22 protein-coding genes are annotated in these 26,521 nt (G+C 69.9%); 11 read left to right on the forward strand and 11 right to left on the reverse strand.

The window, feature by feature from the left end; genetic code table 11:
• Nucleotides 1–190: 190 nt before the first annotated feature.
• Entirely contained in the window at nucleotides 191–1,117 is a 927-nt protein-coding gene (locus NLX83_RS32110; protein ID WP_254238984.1) for an SDR family NAD(P)-dependent oxidoreductase, read from the reverse strand.
• Between the two features lie 74 nt (nucleotides 1,118–1,191).
• On the opposite strand from NLX83_RS32110, the gene NLX83_RS32115 reads away from it, so the two are divergent.
• On the forward strand, nucleotides 1,192–3,543 hold the full coding sequence (locus NLX83_RS32115) for a helix-turn-helix transcriptional regulator (protein ID WP_254239177.1): 2,352 nt from the start codon (nucleotides 1,192–1,194) through the stop codon (nucleotides 3,541–3,543).
• Nucleotides 3,491–4,234 (forward strand): helix-turn-helix transcriptional regulator, encoded by a 744-nt coding sequence (locus NLX83_RS32120; RefSeq protein WP_254238985.1) that lies wholly within the window; start codon nucleotides 3,491–3,493, stop codon nucleotides 4,232–4,234. Before NLX83_RS32115 ends, NLX83_RS32120 begins: the two co-directional genes overlap by 53 nt.
• Here the strand turns inward: NLX83_RS32120 and NLX83_RS32125 are convergent.
• Nucleotides 4,127–4,651: a hypothetical protein gene (locus NLX83_RS32125; protein ID WP_254238986.1), complete on the reverse strand. Its 525-nt coding sequence runs from the start codon at nucleotides 4,649–4,651 to the stop codon at nucleotides 4,127–4,129. The two genes, NLX83_RS32120 and NLX83_RS32125, sit on opposite strands and share 108 nt — an antisense overlap.
• 243 nt (nucleotides 4,652–4,894) lie before the next feature.
• Here NLX83_RS32125 and NLX83_RS32130 point away from each other — a divergent pair, with 243 nt between their 5' ends.
• Nucleotides 4,895–6,007 carry an alginate lyase family protein gene (locus NLX83_RS32130; protein ID WP_374118838.1) on the forward strand — a complete coding sequence of 371 codons (1,113 nt, stop codon included), beginning with the start codon at nucleotides 4,895–4,897 and terminating at the stop codon, nucleotides 6,005–6,007.
• Between the two features lie 180 nt (nucleotides 6,008–6,187).
• Here NLX83_RS32130 and NLX83_RS32135 read toward each other — a convergent pair whose 3' ends face one another.
• Nucleotides 6,188–7,414, reverse strand: coding sequence for a beta-ketoacyl-[acyl-carrier-protein] synthase family protein (locus tag NLX83_RS32135; protein WP_254238988.1), 1,227 nt, complete (start codon nucleotides 7,412–7,414; stop codon nucleotides 6,188–6,190).
• Nucleotides 7,415–7,455: 41 nt separating this feature from the next.
• A complete protein-coding gene (locus NLX83_RS32140) occupies nucleotides 7,456–7,809 on the reverse strand; it encodes a winged helix-turn-helix transcriptional regulator (RefSeq protein ID WP_254238989.1) in 354 nt (117 codons plus the stop codon).
• Between the two features lie 112 nt (nucleotides 7,810–7,921).
• Here NLX83_RS32140 and NLX83_RS32145 point away from each other — a divergent pair, with 112 nt between their 5' ends.
• From NLX83_RS32145 to NLX83_RS32155, 3 genes are all read left to right on the forward strand, one after another.
• Complete coding sequence (locus tag NLX83_RS32145) at nucleotides 7,922–8,509, forward strand: malonic semialdehyde reductase (protein ID WP_254238990.1); 588 nt, start codon at nucleotides 7,922–7,924, stop codon at nucleotides 8,507–8,509.
• Nucleotides 8,509–8,709 carry a hypothetical protein gene (locus NLX83_RS32150; RefSeq protein WP_254238991.1) on the forward strand — a complete coding sequence of 67 codons (201 nt, stop codon included), beginning with the start codon at nucleotides 8,509–8,511 and terminating at the stop codon, nucleotides 8,707–8,709. Before NLX83_RS32145 ends, NLX83_RS32150 begins: the two co-directional genes overlap by 1 nt.
• A 116-nt stretch (nucleotides 8,710–8,825) precedes the next feature.
• The gene (locus NLX83_RS32155; protein WP_254238992.1) at nucleotides 8,826–9,062 is read left to right on the forward strand and encodes a hypothetical protein; all 237 of its coding nucleotides are present in this window, start codon (nucleotides 8,826–8,828) and stop codon (nucleotides 9,060–9,062) included.
• Between the two features lie 150 nt (nucleotides 9,063–9,212).
• On the opposite strand, the gene NLX83_RS32160 is transcribed toward NLX83_RS32155, so the two are convergent.
• Nucleotides 9,213–12,674 (reverse strand): TM0106 family RecB-like putative nuclease, encoded by a 3,462-nt coding sequence (locus NLX83_RS32160; RefSeq protein ID WP_254238993.1) that lies wholly within the window; start codon nucleotides 12,672–12,674, stop codon nucleotides 9,213–9,215.
• A 503-nt stretch (nucleotides 12,675–13,177) separates the two neighbouring features.
• Between NLX83_RS32160 and NLX83_RS32165 the strand changes: the two genes are divergently transcribed.
• From NLX83_RS32165 to NLX83_RS32180, 4 genes are read left to right on the forward strand one after another with little or no spacing between them, the layout of a single operon-like run.
• The gene (locus tag NLX83_RS32165) at nucleotides 13,178–13,504 is read left to right on the forward strand and encodes a hypothetical protein (RefSeq protein ID WP_254238994.1); all 327 of its coding nucleotides are present in this window, start codon (nucleotides 13,178–13,180) and stop codon (nucleotides 13,502–13,504) included.
• Nucleotides 13,504–14,082, forward strand: coding sequence for a DUF3558 domain-containing protein (locus NLX83_RS32170; protein WP_254238995.1), 579 nt, complete (start codon nucleotides 13,504–13,506; stop codon nucleotides 14,080–14,082). The genes NLX83_RS32165 and NLX83_RS32170 overlap by 1 nt, the downstream gene beginning before the upstream one ends.
• A 30-nt stretch (nucleotides 14,083–14,112) precedes the next feature.
• Entirely contained in the window at nucleotides 14,113–15,897 is a 1,785-nt protein-coding gene (locus tag NLX83_RS32175) for an HSP90 family protein (protein WP_254238996.1), read from the forward strand.
• Entirely contained in the window at nucleotides 15,894–18,656 is a 2,763-nt protein-coding gene (locus tag NLX83_RS32180; RefSeq protein WP_441296819.1) for a tetratricopeptide repeat protein, read from the forward strand. Before NLX83_RS32175 ends, NLX83_RS32180 begins: the two co-directional genes overlap by 4 nt.
• On the opposite strand, the gene NLX83_RS32185 is transcribed toward NLX83_RS32180, so the two are convergent.
• From NLX83_RS32185 to NLX83_RS32205, 5 genes are all read right to left on the reverse strand, one after another.
• A complete protein-coding gene (locus NLX83_RS32185) occupies nucleotides 18,637–19,434 on the reverse strand; it encodes an alpha/beta fold hydrolase (protein WP_254238997.1) in 798 nt (265 codons plus the stop codon). The genes NLX83_RS32180 and NLX83_RS32185 overlap by 20 nt on opposite strands.
• 268 nt (nucleotides 19,435–19,702) lie before the next feature.
• Complete coding sequence (locus NLX83_RS32190) at nucleotides 19,703–20,179, reverse strand: SitI3 family protein (protein WP_254238998.1); 477 nt, start codon at nucleotides 20,177–20,179, stop codon at nucleotides 19,703–19,705.
• Between the two features lie 20 nt (nucleotides 20,180–20,199).
• Nucleotides 20,200–20,952, reverse strand: a complete 753-nt coding sequence (locus tag NLX83_RS32195; protein ID WP_254238999.1) for a hypothetical protein — start codon at nucleotides 20,950–20,952, stop codon at nucleotides 20,200–20,202.
• 113 nt (nucleotides 20,953–21,065) lie between these two features.
• Nucleotides 21,066–23,618, reverse strand: a complete 2,553-nt coding sequence (locus tag NLX83_RS32200; protein ID WP_254239000.1) for a polynucleotide kinase-phosphatase — start codon at nucleotides 23,616–23,618, stop codon at nucleotides 21,066–21,068.
• Nucleotides 23,615–25,054, reverse strand: coding sequence for a 3' terminal RNA ribose 2'-O-methyltransferase Hen1 (locus NLX83_RS32205; RefSeq protein WP_254239001.1), 1,440 nt, complete (start codon nucleotides 25,052–25,054; stop codon nucleotides 23,615–23,617). The genes NLX83_RS32200 and NLX83_RS32205 overlap by 4 nt, the downstream gene beginning before the upstream one ends.
• 154 nt (nucleotides 25,055–25,208) lie before the next feature.
• Between NLX83_RS32205 and NLX83_RS32210 the strand changes: the two genes are divergently transcribed.
• Nucleotides 25,209–25,625, forward strand: coding sequence for an SsgA family sporulation/cell division regulator (locus tag NLX83_RS32210; RefSeq protein WP_254239002.1), 417 nt, complete (start codon nucleotides 25,209–25,211; stop codon nucleotides 25,623–25,625).
• 412 nt (nucleotides 25,626–26,037) lie between these two features.
• Here the strand turns inward: NLX83_RS32210 and NLX83_RS32215 are convergent, their stop codons facing one another.
• Nucleotides 26,038–26,484: an ATP-binding protein gene (locus NLX83_RS32215; RefSeq protein ID WP_254239003.1), complete on the reverse strand. Its 447-nt coding sequence runs from the start codon at nucleotides 26,482–26,484 to the stop codon at nucleotides 26,038–26,040.
• Nucleotides 26,485–26,521 lie beyond the last annotated feature (37 nt).

Raw genomic sequence — 26,521 nt, forward strand, 5'->3', positions numbered from 1 at the left:
GCGAGGGCCGGGGTTTCATCCCGTGCCCCCGAGAGGCCCAAGGGCACGCGCAAGGGGCCCCCAGGTCAAGCCGACCCACCGCTGGAAGCCCAGCGCCCCACGCTGGAAGTCCGGCCAACTCCGCTGGAAGCTCAGCCCACGCAAGCAAGAAGCCCAGCCACGCAAGCAGGAAACCCAACCAGGAACACCATCAAGGCGTCCCGTTGCCACCGTGGATCGCCAGATGAGACCCGGTCATATAAGGGAAATCCGCCGAAGCCATGGTCAGCACGAACGCCGCCACCTCATCCGGCGTCGCCATCCGCCGCAGCCCGCGCACGTTCGACTTCCCCCAGTTCGCCGCCATGGCGTCCCACACCGCGTCCGGCAGGTCCATGGCCCCGCCGACGCGCCGCGTGAACTCGGAGTTCACGGTGCCGGGCAACACCGTGTTGATCTGGATGCCCTGCATCGCGTAGTCGAGCGAGGCGGACTGGACGAGCCCCACGAGCCCGCTCTTCGAAGCGGCGTAAGCACTTCGGTCCGTACCGCTGAGCTTCGCGTTGCCGGAGGAGGTGATCACGATGTTCCCGCCGCCGCGCCGGAGCAGGTGCGGGATCTGGTACTTCATCGAGAGGAACACGCCGCGCAGGTTCGTGCCGATCACATCGTCCCACTCGCCGGAAGTGAACTCGTGCAAGGGTTTCTGGTTGGTGATACCGGCGTTGTTGAAGCATACGTCCAGCCCGCCGTACGCCGACGCGACGCGATCGACGAAGCGCTGGACCTCCGATTCCACCCGCACGTCGGCGCGCACGTACATGGCCTCGCCGCCCGCCGCGCGGATCTCGCGCTCGACCTCGCGGCCGAGGTTCTCGCGCCTGCCGCAGAAGCCGACCTTCCCGCCCTCGGCGGCGAAGCGCACGGTGGCGGCGCGGCCGATGCCGCTGGTGGCGCCGGTGACCACGACGACCTTCCCGGCGTAGCGCCGCGCGGCCGACGGCGTGATCGTCGGGGTCGGCGCGCCGCCCTGCACCAGGGCGACACCGGCGGCGAGCCCGGCGACGGCTCCGGCGCCCGCGGCGACGCCGCCGGTGGTGAGCACGCGGCGTCGGCTGTAAGTCTTGTTCTCGTCCACGCGCCCAGCCTCACCACGCGGGGCGCGAGCGGCATCTGTCGATGTGACCGGTCATCACTACGCTGGGCGGTGTGATGCACGGCCGGGAGCGCGAGCAGCGCCGGATCGACGAGGTCCTGGAGCACGGGGGAGCCCTCGTGCTGCGCGGTCCTGCCGGGATCGGCAAGAGCACGCTGCTGGCCGAGGTGCCCGCGACGTTGCGCGCGTGCGGCGTCGAAGCCGAGGTCGAACTGGCTTTCAGCGGCCTGCACCAGCTCCTCGGCCCGCTGCTGGACCGCCTCGATGAGCTGCCGGAGTCCCAGGCGGACGCGCTGCGCCGCGCGCTCGGCCTGAGCACGGGGGAGACGACCGACCTACTCGTGTGCGCGGCGGTCTGCGCACTGCTCCGAGCCGCCGAGCCCCAGGTCGTGGTGATCGACGACGCGGACAACGTGGACCGCGCGTCGATGCGGGCGCTGCTCTTCGCCGCGCGCCGCCTCGACGGCAGCCGCAGCGCGATGCTGTTCGGCGTGCGGGACCTGGACACCGCCGACCTGCCGGAACTCGTCCTGACCGGACTTGACGACGAGGCCGCCGCGCGGCTCCTGCCCGATCTCGCGCCCGCCACCCGCGCTGTTCTCGTCCGCGCCACCGGCGGCAACCCGCTCGCGCTCCGTGAGCTGAAGCCGGACCGCGCGGTGCTCGACGCGCTGGCCACGGGCACGGTCCCGCTCGGGGAAGCCCTGCGGAAAGCCTTCGCTGACCGCATAGCCGCGTTGTCCCAACCGGAACAAGATGCCTTGCTCGTCGCGGCAGCCGAAGGTGCGGGCCGACCGGAGACGATCGTCGCCGCATGTGCGGAACTGGAGCTACCCGAGCCGCCAGAGTTCGCCCATCCGCTCATGCGCTCCGCCGTGTACCGATCCGCGAGCGCGGAGCGCCGTCGCAAAGTCCACAGTGCACTGTCCACAGTGGAAACCAACTCGACAGCAAGACTGCACCGTGCGCTCGCCACTCCGAACACCGACGAATCCCTTGCCGCAGAACTCGAAGCGGACGCGGCGTCATGCACCTCGCGTGGCGGATTGGCCGCGTCGATCTCCGTGCTGACCGAAGCGGCACGTCTCAGCGGAACCCCGGAAGCGCGAAACAGGCGGCTCGCCGCGGCAACCTACGCGGCGTGGAAGTCAGGTCATCCCGAGCTGGTCGCCGCGGAGCGCGTGTCGACGCGACTGCGCGGGCTGATCGAGCGCTACAGCGGCGATCAGGTCACCGCGTTCGAGTACCTGTCCAGAGCCGCGAAGTCCTTGTGGGACAGCGATCCTGAGCAAGCGGCGGACCTGGCCTTCCTCGCCGGTGACGCCGCGGTCCACGCCGGACTGCTGGACGAGGCGATCGCCACCGTGAACGAGGTCGCCGAGCGCGCGACCGACCCCGGGTACCGGAACTTCGGCCGCTGGCTCGCCGCCTGGGGAGACAACGCCCCGGAGCCGTGGCAGGTCTTCGACGCGGCCCCTGGGGCGATCAAGCGCTCCGGCGCGCACAAGTGGCTGGTGCCGATGGCGATCAGCATGCGCGGTCCGCATCTGCGCCAAGCGCGCGAGTTCGGCCTGGAAGCCGTCGCCGACCTGCGCGAGCACGGGATGTTGGCGATCCACGCCGTCCCGCTGTACTGGCTGGCGGAGATGGAGTTTCGCCTCGGGCTGTGGGACGAGGGGATCGCACACGCGCAAGAGAGCCTGCGCGCGGCCCAAGACGCAGGTCAGCGGCCCGGCGAGGCGAACGCGCACGCGCTGCTCGCCCTGTTCGCCGCAGGACGGGGCGAGGCGGGGGAGTGCCGCGCACACGCCGCCAAGGCTCTCGGAGCGGCGCAGCCCGTGCGTGATCGCCTCGCGGCGGCGCGCGCGACCTGGGCCCTCGCGCTGCTGGACCAGGCGCTGGGCGAACACGAGGCCGCGACGGAGCGCATGGCCGTTCTCTCACATGATCTCGTTGTGCGCCAAGCACAGCAGCGCTCCGAAGCGCATCCCTTCGACCGGGCGCGGACAGCCCTGGAACTCGGGCAGGAACTGCGCAGGAACAAGCAGGTGAAGGACGCGCGCGAGCCGCTGCGGCTGGCTGCGGACCTCTTCGACGTGCTCGGCGCGGCGCCGTGGGCCGAGCGCGCCCGGACCGAACTGCGTGCCTGCGGAGCGTCGAACGGGCGGACCGGGGGAGAGCTGACCCCGCAGGAGTGGGAGGTCGCCCGGCTCGCGGCGGCCGGGCTGAGCAACCGGGAGATCGGCGAGCGGCTGTTCCTGAGCCCCCGCACGGTCGGCTACCACCTGCACAAGATCTTCCCGAAGCTCGGCGTGGCCAGACGGTCCCAGCTCAGGGCGGCGCTAGGCTCCGCGCATGCTGGAGGCGGCCGACTACCGCGCGATGTTCCGGATCCTGGAGGCAGTTGAGCGGCTGGACACCGCGGAGCGGTTCTCCGCGACCCTGGTGGAACAGCTGGCCAGAGAATTCGGCTGGCGTTCGCTCATCTTCCAGTTGTCCCCCACGGACTTCAGCGACTTCCGCGCGGGCCGGGTCTGCCTGCGCACGGTCCGCTTCACGCACAACGTGCGCCCCGGTCTGGTGGACGAGATGGTGGAGCGCTGGGGCGATTACCACCCGCTCGGGCCTGGAGTGAGCGTCGGCATGATGCGCTCTGGTGTCGTCGCGGCGTCGCAGCTCGACACGGATGCCAACGAGATGTTGCGGGACTACTTCGACAGCTACGTCCACCGCCGAGGGGTCGGTGACGTGCTGCACGCGGCGACGGACGCCGGTGCGCGGGGCGGCCTCGGGCTGTGCGCGTACACCGACAACGGTCCGCGTGAGCGCCTCGTGCTGGCCAAGCTGTCCAAGATGCTGGTGCCCTTCCTGCGCCAGCACCCGGCGGTGGTGGACACGCGCGACGACGGGCTCACCGAACGCGAGGCCCTGGTCGCCCGCCTGGTCGCGGAGGGGCACCCGAACCAGGAGATCGCGCTGCAGCTGGGGATCTCACTTGGCACGGTGAAGAAACACCTTTCCAGAGCGTTGGCCAAGACAGGCAGCACCAGCAGGACCCAGCTCGCGTTCCGGCTGGCTCGGCGGGTGGAACCCGAGTAGCCCGGCCCTCGTCATGATCGCGTCGAGGTGGTGCTTCGGCACCAGCCAGCCCCACTCCTCGATGAAGCCGAAGTCGTCGGCGTAGCGCACCCTCGTGCGCCACAACGCCTTGGCGAAGGTCATGATCGCGTCGCCGAAGGGCACCCGGGTGGCGAACTCCGGGTCGCCGCGCCGCGGGCTCTCGTCCACGCAGCCGTGCACCGCGATGCCGACGTGGCCGATGTGGTCCAGCGACATGTCGAGGAAGGCACTGCCCGACCAGCGGACGCTGACGCTGCGCCTGCCCTCGGCCAGGTCCGCGACCGCGACGACGAGGTCGGTGAACACGTACGGCTCCGTTACCGGGGTCAGCGCGTGGTCGTCGAGCACCAGCGAGCACCGGCCACCGTGGAACTCGATGGCAACCGAGAACGTCATGCCGGGCAGCCAAGCGGTTTCCGTGCTGGAAAGACATGGGTCGAAGGTGGAACATTTCACGAATATGAATGGCATTCGTCAATATGGGCGCTTGTCGTCGTGGCCGTCGACGGCACACCCTGGGGGGCCCACACATCCTGGAGGGCACCGCGCCGCCGCAGCCGAAGCAATGCGAGGAGCACCATGCCCAGTCCGGCGCGAAGACTGTTCTCCATCGCTCTCGCCGCCATAACGGCGCTGATCATGACGCCGCCCGCGGTCGCGGCTCCGCCGGTCTTCCAGCACCCGGGGGTGCTGGTCAGCAAGCCACAACTGGACTTCGTCCGGGGCAAGGTGAACGCGGGGGCACAGCCGTGGCGCACCGCCTTCGACCGCCTGCTCGCCAGCCCCTACGCGTCGTTGTCACGCACCCCGAAACCGCGCGCCGTCGTGGAATGCGGGCCTTATTCCAAGCCCAACAACGGTTGTACCGATGAGCGCGAGGACGCGATCGCCGCGTACACGCTCTCCCTCGCCTGGTACCTCACGCAGGACGCGAAGTACGCGAACAAGGCCATCGCGATCATGGACGCGTGGTCGGCGGTGATCCGGGACCACACCAACTCCAACGCGCCGTTGCAGACCGCGTGGTCGGCCTCCTCGTGGACCAGGGCGGCGGAGATCGTCCGGCACACCTATACGAGCTGGCCGGGGGCCGGGCGGTTCGCCACGATGCTGCGCTCGGTCTACCTGCCCGAGGTGATCAACGGACGCGCGAACACCAACGGCAACTGGGAACTGACCATGATGGAGGCGACGCTCGGGATCGCCGTGTTCACCGAGGACCGGGCCGCCTACGACCGCGCGGTCGGCATCTTTCGCACCCGTGTCCCCGCCTTCATCTACCTGACCGGCGACGGCGCGCTGCCGAAGACACCGCCCGGCTCCGGCATCGACACCCGGCCGGAGATCATCGCCTACTGGCACGACCAGAGCACGTTCGTGGACGGCCTGAGCCAGGAGACCTGCCGCGACTTCACCCACACCGGGTACGGACTGGCCTCCATCGCGAACTTCGCCGAGACCGCGCGGCACCAGGGCCAGGACCTCTACGCCGAGGTCCGGGACCGGCTGCGGCACGCGATGGGGCTGCACGCCAGGTACCAGCTGGGCGAGGCCGTGCCGTCATGGCTGTGCGGCGGCAGCGTCAAGCGCGGCCTCGGCCCGGTGCTGGAGGTCGGTCACAACGCGCTCGCCAACCGGCTGGGCATCCCGATGAGCAACACCCAACGGCTGATCGAACAACAGCGCCCCGAAGGCACCAACAACCTCTTCGTCGCGTGGAACACCCTGACCCACGCGAACAACCCGCACTAAACAGTCCACATCGGACAGTCCACATCAGGCCCAGCGCGGTTCCCCCGTCTTCAAGTACCCCGCACCCCCACCACAGCGGTCGCAAACCGCCGCATACCTCGACGTGCGCGCCGGGTTCACCACCGTTTGCGACCGCTGGGACCTGGGTGCGGGGTACTTGAAGACGCACCAACCACGGCGTCAGACGGAGGAGAAGACCAGCGCGGTGTTGTGACCGCCGAACCCGAAGGAGTTGCTGAGCGCGGCGGGAACCTCCATGTGCCGCGCCTCGGCCCTGGTCACCTCGACCGGCAGATCGTCGTCGGGGTCGTTGAGGGTCGGCGTCGGCGGAACCACCCCGTGGTGCACCGAAAGCACCGTCGCCAGCGCTTCGAGCGCACCGGCCGCGCCGAGCAGGTGCCCGGTCATCGACTTGGTCGCGCACACCAGCGCGGCGTCGCCGAACACCTCGTGGATCGCGCGCGCCTCGTTCCCGTCACCGGTCGGCGTGGACGTGGCGTGCGCGTTCACGTGCACGATGTCCTTTTCGGACAGTCCGGCCTCGGCGAGCGCGTGCCGCATCGCGCGGACCTGGCCCTCCTCGGCGGGCGCGACCATGTCGTAGGCGTCGGAGGTGACCCGCGCCCCGGCCAGCCTCGCGTACGGGGTGCGGCCGCGAGCGGCGGCGAACTCGGCGCGCTCGATGACCAGCACCGCCGAGCCCTCGCCGAGCACGAACCCGTCGCGGGTCTTGTCGAAGGGCCGCGAGGCGGTCTCCGGCTCGTCGTTGCGCGTCGAGAGCGCCTGCGCCTGGCCGAACCCGGCCATGGTCAGCTGGTTCACGCACGCCTCGGTACCGCCCGCGATCACCACGTCGGCGCGGCCCAGCCGGATCAGGTCCAGCGCGTGCGCCACCGCCTCGGCCCCGGACGCGCAGGCGCTGACCGGCGTGATCGCCCCGGCCCGCGCGCCGAACTCCAGGCTGATCACGGCGGCGCTGCTGTTGGGCATGATCATCTGGATCATGCGCGGGGAGACCCGGCGCGGCCCCTTGGTGCGCAACGCCTCCTCGTTCTCCAGCAGGCTGTTGATCCCGCCGATGCCGGTGGCCACCACGACCGCGAGCCGGTCGGGGGCGACGGCACCCCCGTTCTCGGACAGGGCGAGACCCGCGTCCGCCCACGCCTCCCGCGCCGCGACGAGCGCGGCCTGGGTGGAGCGGTCCATCTTGCGGGCGACCACGCGGTCGATCTTCTCGGTCGGCTCCTGCGCCATCCGGGCGGCGATGCGCGCCTTGAGCGGTTCGGCCCACTCGTCGGTCAGCGCTGCGGCGCCGGAGCGCCCGGCCAGCAATCCCGCCCATGTGGAGGCGACGTCACCGCCGAGCGGAGTGGTCGCGCCAAGGCCGGTGATCACTGCGTCGGTCATCGATCGTCCTTCTGGTCAGCCGAGGTCGTTCGACGTCCAGACTATTTGATGGCCTCACGGCACTTCTTCTCCGGCAGGTTCGCCGCCGCCCAGTCCGCCAGGCTTTCCAGCACCGGCAGCAGGTTCTCGCCGCTTGACGTCAGCCGGTAGCTCACCGACAGCGGCGGCCCGGGGGTGACTTCCCTGCTCAGCAGCCCCGCCGCGGTCAGTTCGGTGAGCCGGTCGGACAGCATCGAATCGCTGATCCCGGTGATCGCGCGCTTCAGTTCGGCGAAGCCGGCCGGGCCGTGCGAGAGCGTGCCGATGATCACGCCGTTCCACCGCTTGCCCAGGAAGTCGAAGGCGCGCGCCAGCGCCCCGTCGCAGGTCCGCGCGTCCTTGTGGGCTCTGGGCACGGGCTCAGCCTATCTGAACTACTGAACCGGTAGCCACTTCGAATCTAGTAGTGCTACGTTTTCCGTAGTGACTCCGGATAACCGATCCGGTCGAGCACGGGGAGAGCCCTGGATGGAACTGGACAAGGCCGCGCAGGAGCTGCTGTTCACCGAGGCGCGCACCGCCAACGCGTTCAGCCCGGAACCGGTGTCGGACGAGACGCTGCGCGCGATCTGGGAACTGGCGAAGTGGGCGCCCACGGCGATGAACAGCAACCCGCTGCGCGTGGTCTACCTGCGCACCGAGGAGGCCAAGGCCCGGCTGATCCCGCACATGAGCGAGGGGAACCAGGCGAAAACCGCAACGGCGCCCGTGGTCGCGGTGCTCGCCGCCGACTCCGCGTTCCACGAGCACATGCCGCACCTGTTCCCGATCCGCGAGGGCATGCGCGAGTACTTCGCGGGCGACGACGCCGCGCGCACGCACACGGCCGAGTTCAACTCGGCGCTCCAGGCGGGCTACTTCCTGCTCGCCGTCCGCGCGGCGGGGCTGGCCGCCGGGCCGATGGGCGGCTTCGACCGCGCGGGCGTCGACGGCGAGTTCTTCGCCGACGGCCGCCACCGGTCGATCATGGTGGTGAACATCGGCAAGCCGGGCGAGGGCGCGTGGTTCGACCGCCTGCCCCGGCTCGACTACGACGAGGTCGTCACACTGGCCTGATGGCTGACTTCCTCGACGTGGCCGACGACCTGGTGCGGCGTTCGGGGGTGGTGGTGGACCGCCGCAAGGGCTCGCCCCACCCCCGCTTCCCGCTCGCGGGGCCGGACGTGTTCACCTGGGTGTACAGCGGGTTACTTTCGAGTAGAACTCGTATTAACGCCTTAAAAGTGACCTGTTTTACATTTCGCCGAGACGGTTAATCAAAAGCAGATCAAGTGTTATCAAGCGAAGGTCAAGGTTGCTTGACGCTGCTCTCGATTCCTGTCACCTTTTGTGCGTCGAACGCAATGGGGGGCGGAAAAGAGGAGTGAGAACAATGGGTAGCCACCAGTCGAACATGAACCCGGCGCGCGTTTCCCGGCAGGGCGCGAGTTGTCGGTCCCAATGCGAGAACGCGAGCTGTTTCCTCGCGTGCGTCGCCGCCAAGACCCGCGAGCAGGGCAACCCCTGGTTCACCAGTGGGGTCGTCACTTCCCCCAGGTCCCGCCGCCCGCTCGCGCCCGAGCCCGCCTCGCGCCGCCCCCGCGCCGCCGCCTGGCCGACCGCCTTCTGACGGAACCCCCGCTCGTTGCCCGAGCCCCTCCGCCACCGATGCGCGGACGGGGCTCTTGTTTTGTCTGAACCGAAATGAAATCGCTCTCGCTAGATCATCCGGAATAGGGCAACGTTTGCGCGGCGTAGCCCGCGTCACATTGTTCGACTGTCACTCTTTCGAGGAATGAACACCCGGCCACGAAGTGGTATTGGCCAGCAGGCCGAGCATCCCGGAGATCAACCTCATCTGGTCCACGGTGCGGATGTCGGCCTCCAGCAGCCGCGGCGAGCACACGAGGACCGCCACCGCCTGGGCGCGGGAAAGCGCCACGTTCAACCGATTGCGGGACAACAGGAACTCCAGCCCGCGCGGGAGGTCCACCGCCGTCGACGAGGTCATCGTCGCGATCACCACCGGCGCTTCCTGACCTTGGAAGCGGTCCACCGTCCCCACCCGCACGTCACCGAGCCCCGCCGCCTCCAGCTCCCGGCGCACCACGCGGACCTGGAGGTTGTACGGCGCCACCACCATGACGTCGGCCGCGGTCAGCGGGCGCGGCTCGCCGTCGGTCCACGTTCGACCGACGACGTCGGCCGCGATCGCCGCCACGGCGCGCGCCTCCTCGACCGAACTGGTGATGTTGTCGCGGTGGTCCACCGGGTGCAGGTGCAGCCCGGCCGGGACACCGGCCAGCGCGCGGGCCGCCGCGGACGGGTGGGCGTGCAGTCGGCCCGCGTAGGACAGCTCCGACACCGGGCGGCAGACCTCGGGGTGCATGCGGCGGGACTGGTCCAGGAAGTAGCCGAGCCCCGGCGGGATCACGTCGGCTTCCCCGATCAGGTGCCCCAGCGCCGAGGCGTCCGCCCCCGCCGGGTGCGTGCCCTGGACGACCTGGGGCAGCTGCTGCGGATCGCCGAGCAGGACCAGGTTGCGGGCGCACATCGACACCGCGAGCGCGTCGGCCAGCGCGAACTGCCCCGCCTCGTCGATGATCAGCACGTCGAAGGGGTCGGCGCGCAGTGCCGAGTTCGCGAACGTCCACGCGGTCCCGCCGACCAGGTGGCCGCCCGGGTGATCGGCCCGCCAGCTCGCCAGCGCGGCGGTGCTCTTCGGTTGCTCCCAAGGGTTCGCCGGATCGGCCGCCTTCTTCGGGCGCTTCGCCGAGGGCACCGCGGCACCCGTCCGCCGCACCGCGCCGAGCACGTTCTCCACCGCCTTGTGGCTGGTGGAGGTCACCGCGACCTTCTTGCCGTTGCCGACCAGGTGCGCGATGAGCCGCCCGGCGAGGTACGTCTTGCCCGCGCCGGGTGGCCCCTGCACCGCCAGCACCGAGTTCTCCAGCAGGTCCACCGCGCCGATCACGGTCTCGACGAGGTCGGGACCGGGCGGGGGCAGCGGCCGTCCTCCGCGCAGCCTCGGCGTGCGGCTCAGGAGGTCCACGCCCGGGTGCGCGGGGAGCAGCGGGAGGAGTTCCACGACCTGCTCCGCGAGCTCGGCCACCGCCTCGTCCTTGGGGCTCGGCCGGACCGGGCTCCCCGGCAGCACCGCGACGGGCACGGCGCGCTGATCGAGATCGGTCGGCTGGGCGCTCTCCTGGAGGACCAGGGTGTCCGAGCCCGCCTCCTGCACCTCCGCGTCGCGCGTCCACCCCTGGTAGAGCAGGCGCACCTTGTCGCCGACGGTGAACGGGTGCGGGCGCTCGGGATCGCAGGAGGCGCGCACCAGCCGCTTCGCGGTCCTGATCCGCCCGGACGGCATCGTCCAGTCCGCCACCGCCACGGAGATCGGCACCGCGCACTTGCTGTCGGACTCCAGGTCCGGCACGGGCGCGGCGACCTGGCGGAAGAAGTCCCACCACGCCGGGTTGGTCTCCCTGCGGTGGTAGCCGACCGCCGCCGCGAGCAGCCCCCGGGCGCGCTCGTCGTCGCTGGCCAGCGCGGGATTGTCCGGGAGATCCTCGACCAGCGGTTCGACGATGGCCGCGAGCCGCGCCGCGCGCTCCGCTCGACGGGCCGCCGCCTGCTCGTCGTTGGCCGACTCGATCGCGGCGTCCAAAGAGGACAGTTCGATGGCGCGCGCGGGCTCGATCCCCGCTCCTTCCCTTACCCGCAACAGGAATTCGTACAACCGGTGCGTGGACACGCAGTCGTACTCGTTGTAGTCGCTGATCGCCGCGAGCACCGACGCGGCCCGCTCCGGCTCGTGTTCCAACAGCGACAGGTAGTCCTCGTACGCCTCGATGCTCGACGCCGCGGTCTGCACGTCGCCCGCCCGCGAGGTCGGCATGTACAGCGGCTCCAGGTACTTGATCGAGTACGACCGCTGCGAAACCCGCAATGCCTTGCGCACCACGGCGTACAGGTCGACCAGCGCGCCAGCGCGGAGCAGCTCGTCGACCTCGTCCTCGCGCGTGGAATGCAGTGCTGCCAAGCGTTTCAGCGCCGAAGTCTCGTATGGGGCGTAGTGGTAGACGTGCGCGCCCGGGTGCTCGGCCAAGCGCTCGCGGGCGAAGTCGACGAAGTCCTCGAACGCCTTCTTCTCCTGCGCCCGGGTGTGCGCCCAGAACGGGGTGAAGTCCTCGTCGGCGCCGGTCACCGCGCCGAACAGGTACTCCAAGCCCGTGCCGCCCAGCGCGTACGGATCGCCTTCCATGTCGAAGAAGACGTCACCGGGGCTCGGCGCGGGCAGCTCCGCCAACGCGTCCGGCGAGACGATCTCGTAGGTGACCTCGCCGACCGGGTCGTCCTCGGTGCGCGTCGCGTCCTGCCGGATCTGGATCGTGGCCTGCGCGCGCAGCCCGGTGAACGTCGCGATGGACAATGTGGACGGTCGGTCCTCCGGCGTCGCGGTGGCCAACGCGTCGATCGTGTCGATCCCGGCGGTGACGAGCTTGCGCCGCTGATCGGTGCGCATCCCGGCCACCAGGGAGAGGTCGCGGGCCTCGGTGCGCCCGGCCTCGCAGTGCTTGGCGAAGCGGCAGGAGGCGCACGCGGGCCGCTCGTCCGCCCACAGCCGCTCCGGCAGCTCCACCGGCTTGGCCAGGCACTCGCGCAACCGCGACCGCAGATGTGTCAGCAGCGGCAGGAAATCCGCCACCCGCAAGGTGTGCTGCGTGCCGTCGCCCAACATGAGGTGCATGTCCGGCCCGGCCGGATGCCCCGCCCGCGCGAGCGCGTCCGCGTAGGCGGTCAGCTGGAGCACCGCGGCCGGGCGGGCGTGCCGGGCGAGCTTCGCGTCGTAGGGCTCGTACTCACCGGTGCTGGTCAGTACCAGGAAGTCGGCGTGGCCGTAGAAGCCGTCGTCGTAGAACACCGGCTGGTACACCACGAGCGCGCCCGCCTTCAGCGCGTCCCGGGTCTCCTCGGCCGCCTTGGCCAGCGCGCCCGGCGTCGGAGCGGGCTGGTCGATCTCCACGACCCCGGCACCGTGGCGGGCGCGAAAACGTTGCAGCACCGCCTGTTCGTGCGCGAGCCCGTGCTTGGCGACCAGTTGCGCCCCACCCGGGTCCGGCCGCGGCGCCCCGCGCACGCCCGTCGCGAGCGCGTGGGCGAGCAGGCTCCGGTGATCGCACTCCATCAGGTCGACCAGGTCGGTCGGGGAGAGGACGAGGCCGTCGGCTGTGCTGAGCATCGCGAGCAGTCTGCCCCGCGGCGCCGACTGCCCGCTCAGCGGGCACCGGTGAACGCTTTCCGGAGAGAAGGGTGCGAGGGGGCGAATCCCGCCCGTCCACGTTCGCCCGTTCGCTGCTGTCACGCCCGCGCCGCTCGCCGGTAGCGTGGTCATCTTCGCCAGGGGAAACCGTTCCGCACACGGGATTGGGGTACTGGCCGACACGTGCGGCCGGTGCGCTGGACACTGTTCACTGGGCACTGTTCATGGGGCCACTCGGCACCGGTAAGGGCACACGCGACCGCTTCGCCTCGGAGCGGGTCCTTGCCGACCGGTGAGGCCCGGCCAGGGGCCCTGACCCGGCCGCGTTCCGCGCTCGCGGCCGGGTCAGGGTGCCGCCTCTCTGCTTTAGTGCGTTGCGGGGTGCGCACAGCAAAGGGGTGGGGACAGTGGCGGGGACAAATCCTGAACGGGGCCGACCCGGCTATGAACCTGTGGGGATTCCGCAGGTCAGCGTCGGCGGAGTGGGTGAGTCCGGCGGCTACACCGTCGACCTGGACGGCGCCCCACGATTGCTCCAGGCCTTGCGCGAAGCGCGCGCCAAGCTCGCCGAACTCAGCGACCTTCACAAGGATCTCAGGTATGTGCCTATGCCTGACGGAGATCCGTACAGCATCGCCGCTTGCGACGTGATCATGCGGAGGCTGGGTGATGAGCCAGGTGGCTACGCTTGGGCGAACAAGGCGGGGATCGCGCAGCTGGACACGTTGATCGAGAAGCTGGAGACGTCGCCGAAGATCTACCGGGACGCCGAAGAACGCAACCGTCGCAAGTTCGGCCGGGGGGTGTGATGCGGCGCTGGGCGATCTGCTCCGTGCTGGTTCTGGCCGGATGCGCTCCGGTCACCGCCGGGGAGCCGACGGAAGTGGTCAGAGGTCCCGACAGCACGGTTCCGCCGCCGATCACTCAGCCCACGTTGTCGTTCGAGAAGTTCCTCGCCAAGCCCTGTGATCTCCTTTCGCGTGAGCAGTTGGCGTCGATCGGCATCACCACGGACCCAGGTAAGGCGACCACGGAGGTCATCGGTCCCAGATGCAGATGGGAAGCTGACAAGTCGATGGACACCGGTATCTCGGTGACCCTGATGACCTACTCCGACGGGTTGGACTCGGCGTACCACCGGCGCGATCTCGGCTACTTCAAGGAGACCGCGATCGGTGGCTATCCGGCGGTCAACACCGACAACGCGAAGCCGGTTGGGCGGACAACGCCGATCGGTTCATGTGACACGGCGGTGGGGATCGCCAAGTCGGTCGCCTTCAGGGCAGGAGTGATCGCGCACAAGCCGAACCCGGACTACGAGCAGCCGTGCACGGCGTCGGACCGGGTGGCGTCGTGGGTGTTGGAGAAGCTGAAAACGGGGACCTGAGCGGGGGCGCAGCACCTAGGGTAGGCGACTGTGAACCGCACCTTTCAAGTCGACCTGCGCGGCGTCGTTGACCTGCTCAGCCACCACCTCTACTCCAGCCCCCGCGTCTACCTGCGGGAACTGCTGCAGAACGCGGTCGACGCGGTCACTGCCCGGCGCGCGGCCGACGAGGCGGCCCCGGCGGAGATCGCCGTGCGGGTCACCGGCCGGACCCTGACGGTCACCGACTCGGGCATCGGCCTGACCGAGGAGCAGGTGCACGAGCTGCTGGCGACGATCGGCCGCAGTTCCAAGCGCGACGAGCTCGGTTTCGCCCGGCACGAGTTCCTCGGCCAGTTCGGGATCGGCCTGCTGTCGGCGTTCCTCGTCGCGGACGAGGTCCACGTGCTCACCCGTTCCGTCGAGGGCGGGCAGGCCGTGGAGTGGATCGGCCGCGCGGACGGCACCTACCGGATCGGCCCGGCCGAGCGCGAGCTGCCGGGGACCACGGTGGAGCTGACGGCGCGGGAAGGCGCCGAGCAGTGGTTCGCCGAGGAGACCGTCACGGACCTGTGCGCGCTCTTCGGATCGCTGCTGCCGTTCACGGTCACGGTGCAGGGCAAGGCGATCAGCGGTGCGGGAACCCCGTGGCGCAAGGACGATCGCGCTCCGGGGCAGCGCATGGCCGATCTTGTCGGCTACGCGCAGGACGTCCTCGGTTTCACGCCGTTCGACGTGATCGACCTGAACGTGCCCGAGGCGGGGCTGACCGGTGTCGCGTACGTGCTGCCATTCCCGGCGAATCCGGCCGAGCACGCCGGGCACCGCGTGTACCTCAAGCGGATGCTGCTGACGGAGAGCGCGGACAGCCTTCTGCCGGGCTGGGCGTTCTTCGCGCGCTGCGTGGTCGACGCGGGGGAGCTGCGGCCCACCGCGAGCCGTGAAGCGCTCTACGCCGACGGGCTGCTGGACTCGACGCGGGAAGCGCTGGGCGAGCACCTGCGCGGCTGGCTGGTCGGCTTGGCGCGCACCGATCCCGCACGGCTGGGCCGTTTCCTGGAGATCCACCACCTCGGGGTGAAGGCGCTCGCGCTGCACGACGAGGAGATGCTGCGGCTGGTCGAGCAGTGGATGCCGATGGAGACCAACGTCGGCCGGATGACGCTCGCGGACTTCCGCGCCCGCCACGGGGATGTGCGCTACACGCTGACCACCGACGACTTCCGCCAGATGGCCGCGGTCGCCGCCGCGCAGGGCCTCGCCGTGGTCAACGGCGGCTACACCTACGACTCCGAGATCATCGCCAGGCTGCCGCTGATCGACCCGGAGCAGTCGGTGCGGCGCCTGGAGCCGACGGACCTGATGACCCGCTTCGACTCGCTGCCGCCGGCGACCGAGCTGGAGCTGCGGCCGTTCCTCGCCGCGGCGCAGCGCGCCATGGACCAGCTCGGCTGCGAGGTCGTGCTGCGGTCCTTCGAGCCCGCTTCGTTGCCGGTGCTGTACCTGGTGGACCGCTCCGCCGCGTTCCAGGCCGAGCTTCGGTCCACAAAGGACAGAGTGGACGAGCTGTGGGCCGGAGTGCTCGCCGCCTTCGACAAGCCCGCCGACGACCGCCCGCAGCTGGTGCTCAACCACCGCAACGCACTCGTGCGCCGCGTGTGCTCGCTCCGCGAGCCGGAGAAGGTCGCCCTCGCCGTGGAATCCCTGTACGGCCAGGCGTTGCTGCTCGGGTACCACCCGATCCGCCCCGCCGACGCCGCCCTGCTGAACCGCTCTTTCCTTGGTCTCTTGGATGGCCTGCTGGACCAGACCATCCCCCTGGAGGATAAGCCGTGAGCATGACGCACCAGCAGCTCGACGAGATGATGGTGGCCGCGTGGCGGCTGCCGTTCGGCCCGTCGGCGACCGCCGCGGCCGAGGAGGTCGTCCGGCACGCCGACGCCAACATGTGGAAGGACCTGCAGTACGCGGGCCGCATCCTGGCCACCCGCTGCTACCAGTACGGCGCGGAGCCGGGCAAGGCGTTCGTCACGTTCTCGTGGTGCCTCAACGCCTACGACCGCGGCGAGGCGGACCCACGCTTCGACCACCAGTTGTTCTGGTACTTCAAGTGGATCGTGGGATCGCTGACCACCTTCCCCGAGGTGCCGCTGGACCGGGCGCACGCGGTGCTCGACGACATGGAGCGGCGCTACAAGATCGCCGGGCACGGGATGAACCCGGTGCACCAGCGCCGCGAGATGCTGGCGCGGCACGTCGGCGACCTGGACACCGCGCGCGAGCAGTACCGGTTGTGGAACGCCAGCCCGCGTGACGAGATGTCGGACTGCGAGCGCTGCGAGCCGAGTTCGAAGGTCAACCACATGGTGCGCCTCGGCATGGACGAGGAGGCCATCGCGGTCGCGCGGCCCGGCTTGGTCAGCGACGGGGACTGCACGGAGCAGCCGCAGGGCATCCTGACCAACCTGCTGCTGCCCTACCTGCGCACCGGCAGGCTGGAGGAAGCGGTCGACGCCCACCGCAGGGCCTACCGCGCCCTCCAGCACGACCGCGGCGAGCTGCACGCGATCGGCACGCACATCCGCTTCTGCGCGTTGACCGGCAACCATTCCCGCGGCCTGGAACTGCTGGAGCGGCACATCGGCTGGCTGGAGGAGCCGCCGACGCCGATGGCGGAGATGTGGTTCTGCGGTTGCGCGGCGAACCTGCTCGGCCAGCTCGTCGAGGCGGGCTACGAGGACATCACGGTGCAGCGCCAGGAGAGCGAGGTCGAGGTCCGCGACCTGCTGTCGGAGCTGGTGGACCGGGCGCGCGCCATCGCGGAGCGCTTCGACGCCCGCAACGGCACCTCCGAGCAGAGCGAGCGCGTCCGCCTCCTCATCGAGGGCGCGCCGATCGTGGAGTACCTCCCGCTGTCCGGCGTGGCCCGCCGTGCGGAGCTGCTGGAGGAGACCGAGCCCGAGCCGCTGCCGACGAGCTCTCTTGATTCCATTGTGGACCCAGCCGAGCTCGCCGACCTCGCGGAGCTGGAGTTCTTGCGGGACAACGACGATGCCTCGCTGCGCGCCTGGGAGCGCTTCGACGAGCTGTGCCCGGAACCCTCGACGCTGCTGCTCGCGCGCCGGGTGACCGGGCTCGGCGCGCACGCCGCGCGCGAAGAGCCCGAGGAGGCGGAGCGGCACTGGTTGCGCGCGTTGGAGCTGTTCACCGAGGCGGGCAACGAGGTGCTCGCGCTGTCCGTGCGCAGCCGCATCGGCATGATCCGCTGCCTGCTCGGCCGCGGCGAAGAGGGCCTGCCGATGGCCGCCGAGGCCGTGGACCGCTTGGCGGACAAGGGAGAGACCCATCAGCTCGTCCGCGCGCTGTCCCGCCTGGCGACCTGCCACCAGCTGCGCAACGAGTTCGACGAGGCGTGGGAGTTGTTGGCGCGCGCGGAAAAGCTCGCCGAGCCCGCCGGTGATCCCGAGCTGACCGCGGACATCGTCCTCGGCAAGGTCCCGTTGCTCGTGCAGCGCGGCGAGATGCCGGACGCCATGGCGACAGCAGAGCGCGCGATCTCCTTGTACAGCGGCGTTTCCGGCACGGACCGGCTGCGCCAGGCGCAGTTCATGGCCGCCAACCTGCGCGCGGGCGCGGGCGAGTTCGACACCGCGGACGCGCTGCTCGCCGAAGCCGCGCACAGCACTTCGGCTCTGTTGCGCGCCGCGGTGCTGCACACCAGGGGCCGCGTGGCGCTGGACCAGGACCGCTTCGGCAACGCGGTGGAGCACCTGACCGACGCGGTCGCGGTGTTCAGCAACGCCGGTGAGCCCGTGCACGCCGCCAACGTGCGCGTGGACCTCGCCGCCGCCGCGCTGAACAACGAGCAGTTCTCCGATGCCGCAGACGCGGCCGAGGAGGCGCTGCCGGTGCTGGAGCGCTCCGGCGACGCGGAGGAGAACTTCCGCGCGCGGTTCCTGCTCGCCAAGGCGTACGAGATGCTCGGGCAGCCCGGCCAGGCCGTCGACCTGCTCGGCCAGGTCGCGGCGCACTTCGTCAGCACGGGCAACATGCAGGGCGCGGCGCAGATGTTCACCAACGGCGGCGTGATCCTGGACCGGCTCGACCGCGACGGGGAGGCCGGGGCGCACTACGGCGCGGCGGCCGATGCCTGCAACGCGGCGGGGGACATGCAGCTGGAGGAGATCGCCAACCGCAGGGAAGCCGCGCTTTCCTGGCACTGGGCGCAGAACATGGAACGCAGCATGGCCGAACTGTCCACAGCGGACAGTCTCGCGTCCACCCTGCCCGAAGGCGACCCGCACGCGCTCTGGCAGCGCACCCTGGTCAACTACGACGGCGCGCGGATCTTCGCCAACGTCGGCGAGTTCGGGGTCGCGCTCAACCGGACCCTGGTCGCCATCAAGGGTTTCCGCGAGCTGGGCGCGAACGTGGAGGCCACCATCGCCGAGGTGCTGCGCGGCAGGCTGCTGGCCAACCTGGACCGCCGCGAGGAGGCGATCACCGTGCTGACCGCCGCCCTCGACGAGGTGCCGGAGGAGGCGGCGGGCCAGCGCGAGCAGATCGAGTCGCTGCTCAGCGAGCTGCGCGGCTGAGGAACCGTTCCACGGCAAGGGCGAACCCGGCCGGGTCGTCCTGGTACAGCCAGTGACCCGTTCCGGGCAGCTCGACCAACGTGGTGTCCGGCCGCTGCCGCGCCATCCGCTCCGCCATCGCCCGCAACAGCAGCGAGCTGTTGGCGGCGCGGACGAGCAGCGCCGGGCACGTCGAGGACGTCCAGTCCTCCCACCAGCTCCCGAGGTTGCAGTGCTGCGTCGCCATCATGTCGTCGTGGTCGAAGGCCATCCGCCACTGCCCGTCCTCCTCGACGACGCTGTCCAGGAAGTAGTCGGGCGCGGGCAGGCCGAGTTCGAGGTAGGAGGCCTCCAGCTCCTCCCGGCTCGCGGCCGTGCGCGGCCACCCGCTGACGTCGACGATCGGGTTCGGCACTTCGGTCGAGTCCGTCACCGCGCCGATGTCGGCCACCGCGAGCGCGCGCACCAGCTCCGGGTGCCGCGCCGCGAGCTGGTAGGCGTTCACCCCGCCGAGCGAGTGCCCGAGTACGATCGTCCTTTGTAGACCGAGGTGCCGGATGAACTCGGCCGTGTCCCCGACGAACTCGTCCCGCCCGAACGCCCCGCCGCGCTGCGAGAGCCCGTGCCCGCGCTGGTCGAGCGCGATCACCCGGTAGGCGGGCGCGAGGCGGCTCGCCAGATCGGCGAAGGTTCGACCTCGGCCAAAAGTCCCGTGCAGGGCCACGATCGGCTCGCCGTCGCCGCCGAAGTCCACATAGGAGAAACGCCGCCCCCGCAAGTGCACATCCCGTTGCTCCATCCCGACAACCTAACCCGGAGCACAACCGACTAGCCCGTGTCCCGCAAGCCCCGCCCGCACTCCGCACACCAGGTAAACTCTTCCCATGCCCTACACCCGCCCGCACACCCCAACCCCCGCGGGCGCCGTCTAGAGAACCCCGTTTCGTACTCATAGCGGGAAAAAGAGCGCTCCAAAATCCCGACAAGAGTACGAAACGGGATTTTGGGCTGCGCTGGTGACGGTTCGGGGGGTGTCACGATCGCTGGGGCCACGTGCAGGAGACGGCCTAGTCGAAGGTGTGCGTCTCGCGGCGGTACGGGATGTCGACCAGGGCGAGGCGGTGGGGCGGCCAGATGTCGTCCTGCTCGTTGACCGTCAGTTCACCGTCGCGGCGCAACAGCCAGATGGTTTCTGTCTCGCGGTGCAGGACCGCGTCGCCGGGCACCCGCTTCAGCACGCCCACCGTCAACGCGACAACGTCATCCTGCTGGTAGTGCACTGGATTTGATGTGTTGATCTGAAACTCCACTGATGAGGTGGGGGCGAACCCAAGATCGTCCGCGACCACGTCGTACGGCGCTTCCAAGGGCTCCATGACCTGCACCACGGAGCCGCCCTTGGCCAGCGCGCCGTCGCCGAGGATCTGCTCAAGGGTGACGGCGTCGCTGAACAGAGCAGCCTGACGACCGGCCTCGCGAACAGCATGCGCCACCTCGCCCGGTGACAGCTGTGTCGCGATTTCAAGACTGTAGGAGATGGCCATTCGTTCCTCGCTCGACCCGGTTACGGAAAGAAGTCAATCACGGTGTCGTTCTTGTCGATCACGATGACCTCGCGGAGCCCTGGGATCGGCCAGTCGGTCAGCTGGGACCTCATCGTGGCCAGGTCGATCGCGCTGTCGTGGACGTTGAGCACGATCCGGTCGGCCTGCTTCTTCGCCACCTTCTTGGCCATCTGCTGGGCGATGTTGCGCGCTACGTCTGTCGAAGGTGCGTAGTTGTCGAAGATCCTGCCCTCGACGCGGAAGTCCGGTCTCCTGCGTCCTGGTACCTGTGGTCGCTGTTCGACCAGGTAGCCCTGCCTGGCCAGGATGGCCGCAGACTCGTTCTCCCGAGTGATCCCGCGTACGGTCTCCGCTTCGTCATCGGGGAAGATCCGGGCCGGGTGCCCGCTGGGCTTCGCGTTCGGGTAGGGGGACCGGGACGGCCTGGTATGCGGTGTGTCCGGGGCGGTCGGGCGGTCGACCGCCTGAACGGGTGGCGCGGTGGCCGAGGCGATGCCGAGGATGTCGGTGCAGTACGACTCGATCCACGCCGCGGCCTCGCGGAGCCGCCGAGCCGAGGTGGTCGCGGTAGACGCGGCTTCCCGCAGCGCCTTCGCACTGTCGGTCAAGGACGTGTCGTTGCTGCCCCGCTGAGCGGCGAGAAGGTGACCGGCGGCGGCCTCGGCATCGGTCGAGGCGCGGTGCAGCAGGTCGACGGGCACGCGCGCCGCGATCCCCCGCAGCCGCGCGGCCAAAGCTCGACTCAAGGACACCCCAACACCCCCGCCGAGGACCGTAGATGATCATTGGCGCCGCGAGGGTGTCGATGCAGGCAACTGCCCGAGGGCCCTACCGGAAACCCGGCAGGGCCCTCTGCGGACAACTTCTACAAACGCGGGTCCACCGGCTCGGACTCCAGCGCCAGCGTCGCGAACACCGGCTCGTGCACGCGCCACAACGGCTCGCCCCGCACGGCACGATCGAGTGACTCCAAGCCCAGCGCGTACTCACGCAGAGCCATGGATCGCTTGTGCCCCAAGCGTCGTTCGCGCAGCCGCGACAGGTTGGCCTCTTCGGTGTAGTCGGGCCCGTAGATGATCCGGAGGTACTCGCGCCCGCGAACCTTGATGCCGGGCTGCGCAAGGCCACGCTGAGCGCGGCTGAGGTTCGCGTGCGGCTTGACGACCATGCCCTCGCCGCCCGCGGCCGTCATCGACTCCCACCACTCGATCCCGGCCGCGATCGACTCCGGGTCGGTCGTGTCGACGAGCAGGCGACCCGTGCGCCGCACCAACTTCGAGTCGGCCTCAACCAGGCGGTCGGCCACCGCCAGGTGCCACGAGTGGTCGTGGTGCTGGTACGTCGAACCCTCCGTCGCGAGCACCTGGAACGGCGCGAGCGAGATGCCGTCGAGGCCCGAAGTCGGCCAGCAGTACTGTCGATACGACTTGGTGAACGCCTCCGCATTAGCAGCCCGTGATGAGGTCCGCGACAGCAGCGAAGCCACATCGACACCGCGCGCCGCAGCACTCTCCAAAGTGGACACTGCGACGGGGAGTGCCGTGCGCGCCGCAGCACCGACAGCCGCGTACTGGTTGCGCAGCAGGTCTTCTGCCTTGGCAGACCACGGAAGAAGCTCGCAGTCCAGCATCAGCCAGCCGGTGTCCAGCTCCTCCCACAACCCCGCGGCCGTCACCGCCGTGCGCAGCCGCGCCAGCAACTCCTCGGTCAGGTCGCCGTCGAAGAACGGCCGTCCCGTGCGCGTGTAGATCGCACCGGTCGCCCCATTCGTCGCGCCGAACCTAGACGCGGCAACGGATTCGTCGCGGCACACGACGACGACCGCGCGCGAGCCCATGTGCTTCTCCTCGCAGATGACCTGCGCGATGCCGTCCGCCCGGTAGCTGTCGAACGCCTCAGTCGGGTGCTCCAGAACTCCTGGCAGTGCGGACGTCGCGCTCGGCGCCATGGTCGGCGGCAGGTAGAGCAGCCACCGAGGTTCCATGGCGAAGCGGCTCATCACCTCAAGGGCTCCGGCCGCGCTCTCCTCGCTGATGCTGATCCGGCCGTGGTGCGCGGTCTCCACCACGCGCTTGCCGAGCACATCGGTGACGTCCAACGCGTCAGGATCACGACGCTGAGGAGCAACCTCCACTGTGGACGACGGGAAGGGCTTCGTCGGCTCGTACCAGACCTTCTCGGCGGGAACGGAGACGACTTCCTTCTCCGGGTAGCGCAGCGCGGTGAGCTTGCCGCCGAACACGCAGCCCGTGTCGAGGCACATGGTGTTGTTGATCCACTCGACCTCGGGCGTCGGCACGTGTCCATAGAGGACCATCGCCTTGCCCCGGTAGTCGACCGCCCACGGGTACCGCACCGGCAGGCCGAACTCGTCGGTCTCGCCGGTGGAATCCCCGTACAGCGCGAAACTGCGCACCCGCCCGGACGCCCGGCCGTGGTAGGACTCCTTCAGCCCGGCGTGGGCCACGACGAGCTTTCCGCCGTCCAGCACCAGGTGCGAGACCAGTCCGTAGCAGAACTCCTGGACCTCCTTGCGGAACTCCTCGCTCTCCCGGCCCAGCTGCTCCAAGGTCTCGGCGAGCCCGTGCGTCACCTGGACGTTGCGGCCCTGCAAAGCGCGCACGAGTTTGTTCTCGTGGTTGCCCGGCACGGCGAACGCGTGCCCCGCGCCGACCATGCCCATCACCAAGCGCAGTACACCTGGAGAATCGGGGCCGCGGTCGACCAGGTCGCCGACGAACACCGCGCGCCGCGACGGGTGCGCGGCGTCGACGGCCCGTCCGGACTCGTCCCTGGCGATCGTGTAGCCCAGCGACACCAACAGGGTTTCCAGCTCCGCGCGGCAACCGTGGATGTCGCCGATCACGTCGAACGGGCCGGTCTCGTGCTTGTAGTCGTTGAGCAGGCGCTCGCGGACGATCTTCGCCTCCGCGACCTCCTCCTCGCTGTGCAGCACGTGGACCTTGCGGAAGCCCTCCTTCTGCAGGAAGCGCAGCGACCGCCGCAGCTGTCCGCGCTGACGCCGCACCACGTGCTCGCCGAAGTCCCGGTCCGGCCGCGACGCGTTGCGGTCGTGGCACACCTTCTCCGGCAGGTCGAGCACGATCGCGACCGGCAGCACGTCGTGCGCTCGGGCCAGCTCGACCAGCTTCTTGCGCGACTCCGGCTGCACGTTCGTCGCGTCGATCACCGTCAGCCGCCCCGCCGTGAGCCGCTTGCCCACGATGAAGTTCAGGACGTCGAAGGCGTCACCGCTGGCCGACTGGTCGTTCTCGTCATCGGCGACCAGACCGCGGCAGAAGTCGCTGGAGATCACCTCGAACCGGCCGAAGTGCTCCCGCGCGAACGTCGACTTGCCGGACCCGGAGGCGCCGACGAGCACCACCAGGCACAGCTCGGGAACCTCAAGAGTGCTCATTTTTCCACCCCCACAGTGTCAATGCTCGACCCCGCAAGCGGGTCTTCGGCGGAAAACACGGCCATCTGCGTCGGCGAACCCAACGAAGGGTCCTCGGGCCCCACGGGCAAATACCTGACGCCGTAGCCGTGCGCTGTCGCCACCCCGGACGCCCAGGCGCGGAACTCCTCGCGGGTCCACTCGAACCGGTGATCGCGGTGCCGCATCGTCCCGGCGGGCAGGTCCTCGTACAGCACGTTGTACTCGACGTTCGGCGTCGTCACGATCACCGTGTTCGGGCGCGCGTGCCCGAACACCGTCGCGGCGAGCGCGGGGAGCCTCGGCGGGTCGACGTGCTCGACGACCTCCATCAGCACCACGGCGTCGTAGCCGCACAGCCGCTCGTCGCGATAGGTCAGCGAGGACTGGACCAGCGTCAGCCGTTCGCGCTGCCGGTCCGGCATGCGGTCCAGCCGCAGCTTCCGGACAGCGATCTGCAGCGCGCGGTGCGAGACGTCCACGCCGAGCACCTCGCGGAAAGACGCGTCCGCCACGAGGTCCCGCAGCAGCGCGCCCTCACCACAGCCCAGGTCGACGACCCGCGCGGCTCCGGCCGCCCGCAACGCCGCCAGCACGGCACCGCGCCGCTGCTGGGCGAGCGAGACCTTGCGCTCCGGCGGCTCAGCCTCAGAAACGGCGTTGTCCAGCGCCTCCGGCTCGGCGTCGTCGACCTCGGCGAGCCGCCCGGTCGCGGTGATCACCAGCTCCCGGCGGTGCGCGAGGTACCGCCGCGTGATCAGCTCGCGGTCGGGGTGCGTGGCCAGCCAGCCCTCGCCCGCGCGGATCAGCTTGTCCACCTCGTCGGTGCTCACCCAGTAGTGCTTGGTGTTGTCCAGGACGGGAAGCAGGACGTAGAGGTGGTTCAGCGCCTCCGCGAGCCGGATCTCGGCCGTGAGCCGGAGATCGACGTAGCGCGAGTCACCCCACTCCGGGACCTCGGGGTCCAACGGCACCGGTCGCGCGTCGACGGTCCAGCCCATCGGCTCGAACACCCGGCGAGCCACCTCCGCGCCACCGCGGCACGGCAGCACGGGAATCCTGATCTCCAAAGGAAGTGGTTGCCCTGGCAGCTTCGGACGCGCCTTGCACTGCCCGGACATCGCCGTCCGGAAGACCTTGCCCATGGCCACCGCCAGCATCGACGACGCGGCGTAGGGCCGGTCGTTGACGTACTGGGTCAGCGAGAAACCGTCGCTGGGGCGACGGCCGCGCACCAGCGCGACCGGGTCCACCTCCAGCAGGAGGGCGGCGGTGCAACGCCGCTCGGTGGCCTCTGGGTAGAAGACGTGGGCGGAGCCGCCGGACACGGCGAAGGACTGGGCCTTCTCAGGATGCTTGTGCAGCAGGAAGCCCAGGTCGCTCGCGTGCTCGGCAGTGGAGGAGATCGTCAGCAACACCGCCGCAGTCTGTCACCCGGCCCGGTGACCGCGGAGCCGATTTTCCGGCTCCGCTCGCACGATCGGGTGTGACGTGGACCGAATCGCGTCAGAGCCCGCCGGACCGGTCGTCACCCCTGTGCCGCATCTCCAGGCGAGGGAAGGGACGAGGGCCATGAGCTCCGAACACTCCGAGATCCGTTCCGCCGCGATGTTCGACCTGCTGGCCGGAACCCCGGTCGCGGTCGAGGTCGAGTTCAGCTACTCCACCCGTGACCCGTACGCGATCCACGTGCTGTTCAACCCCTACGGTGACCAGAGCGTGCAGTGGATCCTCGCCCGCGACCTGCTCGCGGACGGGCTGCTCGCCGAGGCCGGTGAGGGTGACGTGCGGATCTGGCCGGTCATGGACGAGCTGGACGTGGTGGTGCTGGAGTTCAGCACGCCCGCCGGGCAGGCGCGGTTCGGCGCCGACCCCGAGGACCTGGTCGACTTCCTCAACGAGACCTACGAGCTGGTCGAGCCGGGCCAGGAGTCGCGGTGGTTCGACTTCGACCAGGAACTCGCCCTGCTCGGCGAAGCCAAGCAGTAACCCGCCTCCTGGCGCGGCGCGGGTCGGCAGGTCTTCAAGTACCCCGGACCCCCGCTGTGAAGGTCGTCAACGACGGCAAACCCGCCGAGCGGGACCGGGTTCGTGGCAGTTCACGACCCCGAGGAGGCCGGTTCGGGGTACTTGAAGACCTGCGCACCCCAACAACTGGCTCGGCCTACTCGGGCCCTTAGTCCGTCCCGCACACATGGCCGCCGCGGTCCGCGACGCGCTCGCCCGCGGCTGGAACCCGAAACTCAACGGCCCCACCCACCACATCAGTCACACCTGAGCCCGTTTCGTACTCAAAACGGCTTTTGGGAGCACTCTTTTTCCCGTTATGAGTACGAAACGGGGAGAGAGAGGCTGCGCCGATGTGGGGTGGCGGGTTGAGGATAGCGCGAGTGACGTGGTGTCAGTCCTGCTCGCGGTTGTTGAGGCCGTAGAGGATGCGCTGCATGACCTCGTGGCCGATGTCGGCGCCGTCGTCCACCGGCTGCTCGGCGGCGATGCGCTCGGCGGCTCGGGATCGCTTGCGCTCGCGGCGGGGCAGCGGCACCGAGGAGCCTGTCAGCCCAGCGGGCAGCGGCAGCGCGTGCGCGACCAGGCGGCCGTCGTCGACCTCGACCACCAGGCGGTCGCCGCTCACCAGCAGCCGCACCGTGACCAGGCCCGGGGCCTTCGGGTCGGCGTCGTCGACCTTCTCCGCGACCAGCTGGCAGGCCGCCCGGCTGGTCTCCTCCACCATAGGTCGCAGCGACCACTCGCTCAGCGTGAACCGGACGAAGAGGTCCGTGCAGTTCACGGCGCTGGGCAGCGCGATGAGTTGGAGATCGTCGACCTGTGCGGTGTCGGAGTTCACCCGGGTCCTTCCGTCGTCAACATGCCCTTGTTGAGAG

This window comes from Allokutzneria sp. A3M-2-11 16 (genome assembly GCF_024213555.1).
Taxonomy (GTDB): domain Bacteria; phylum Actinomycetota; class Actinomycetes; order Mycobacteriales; family Pseudonocardiaceae; genus Allokutzneria.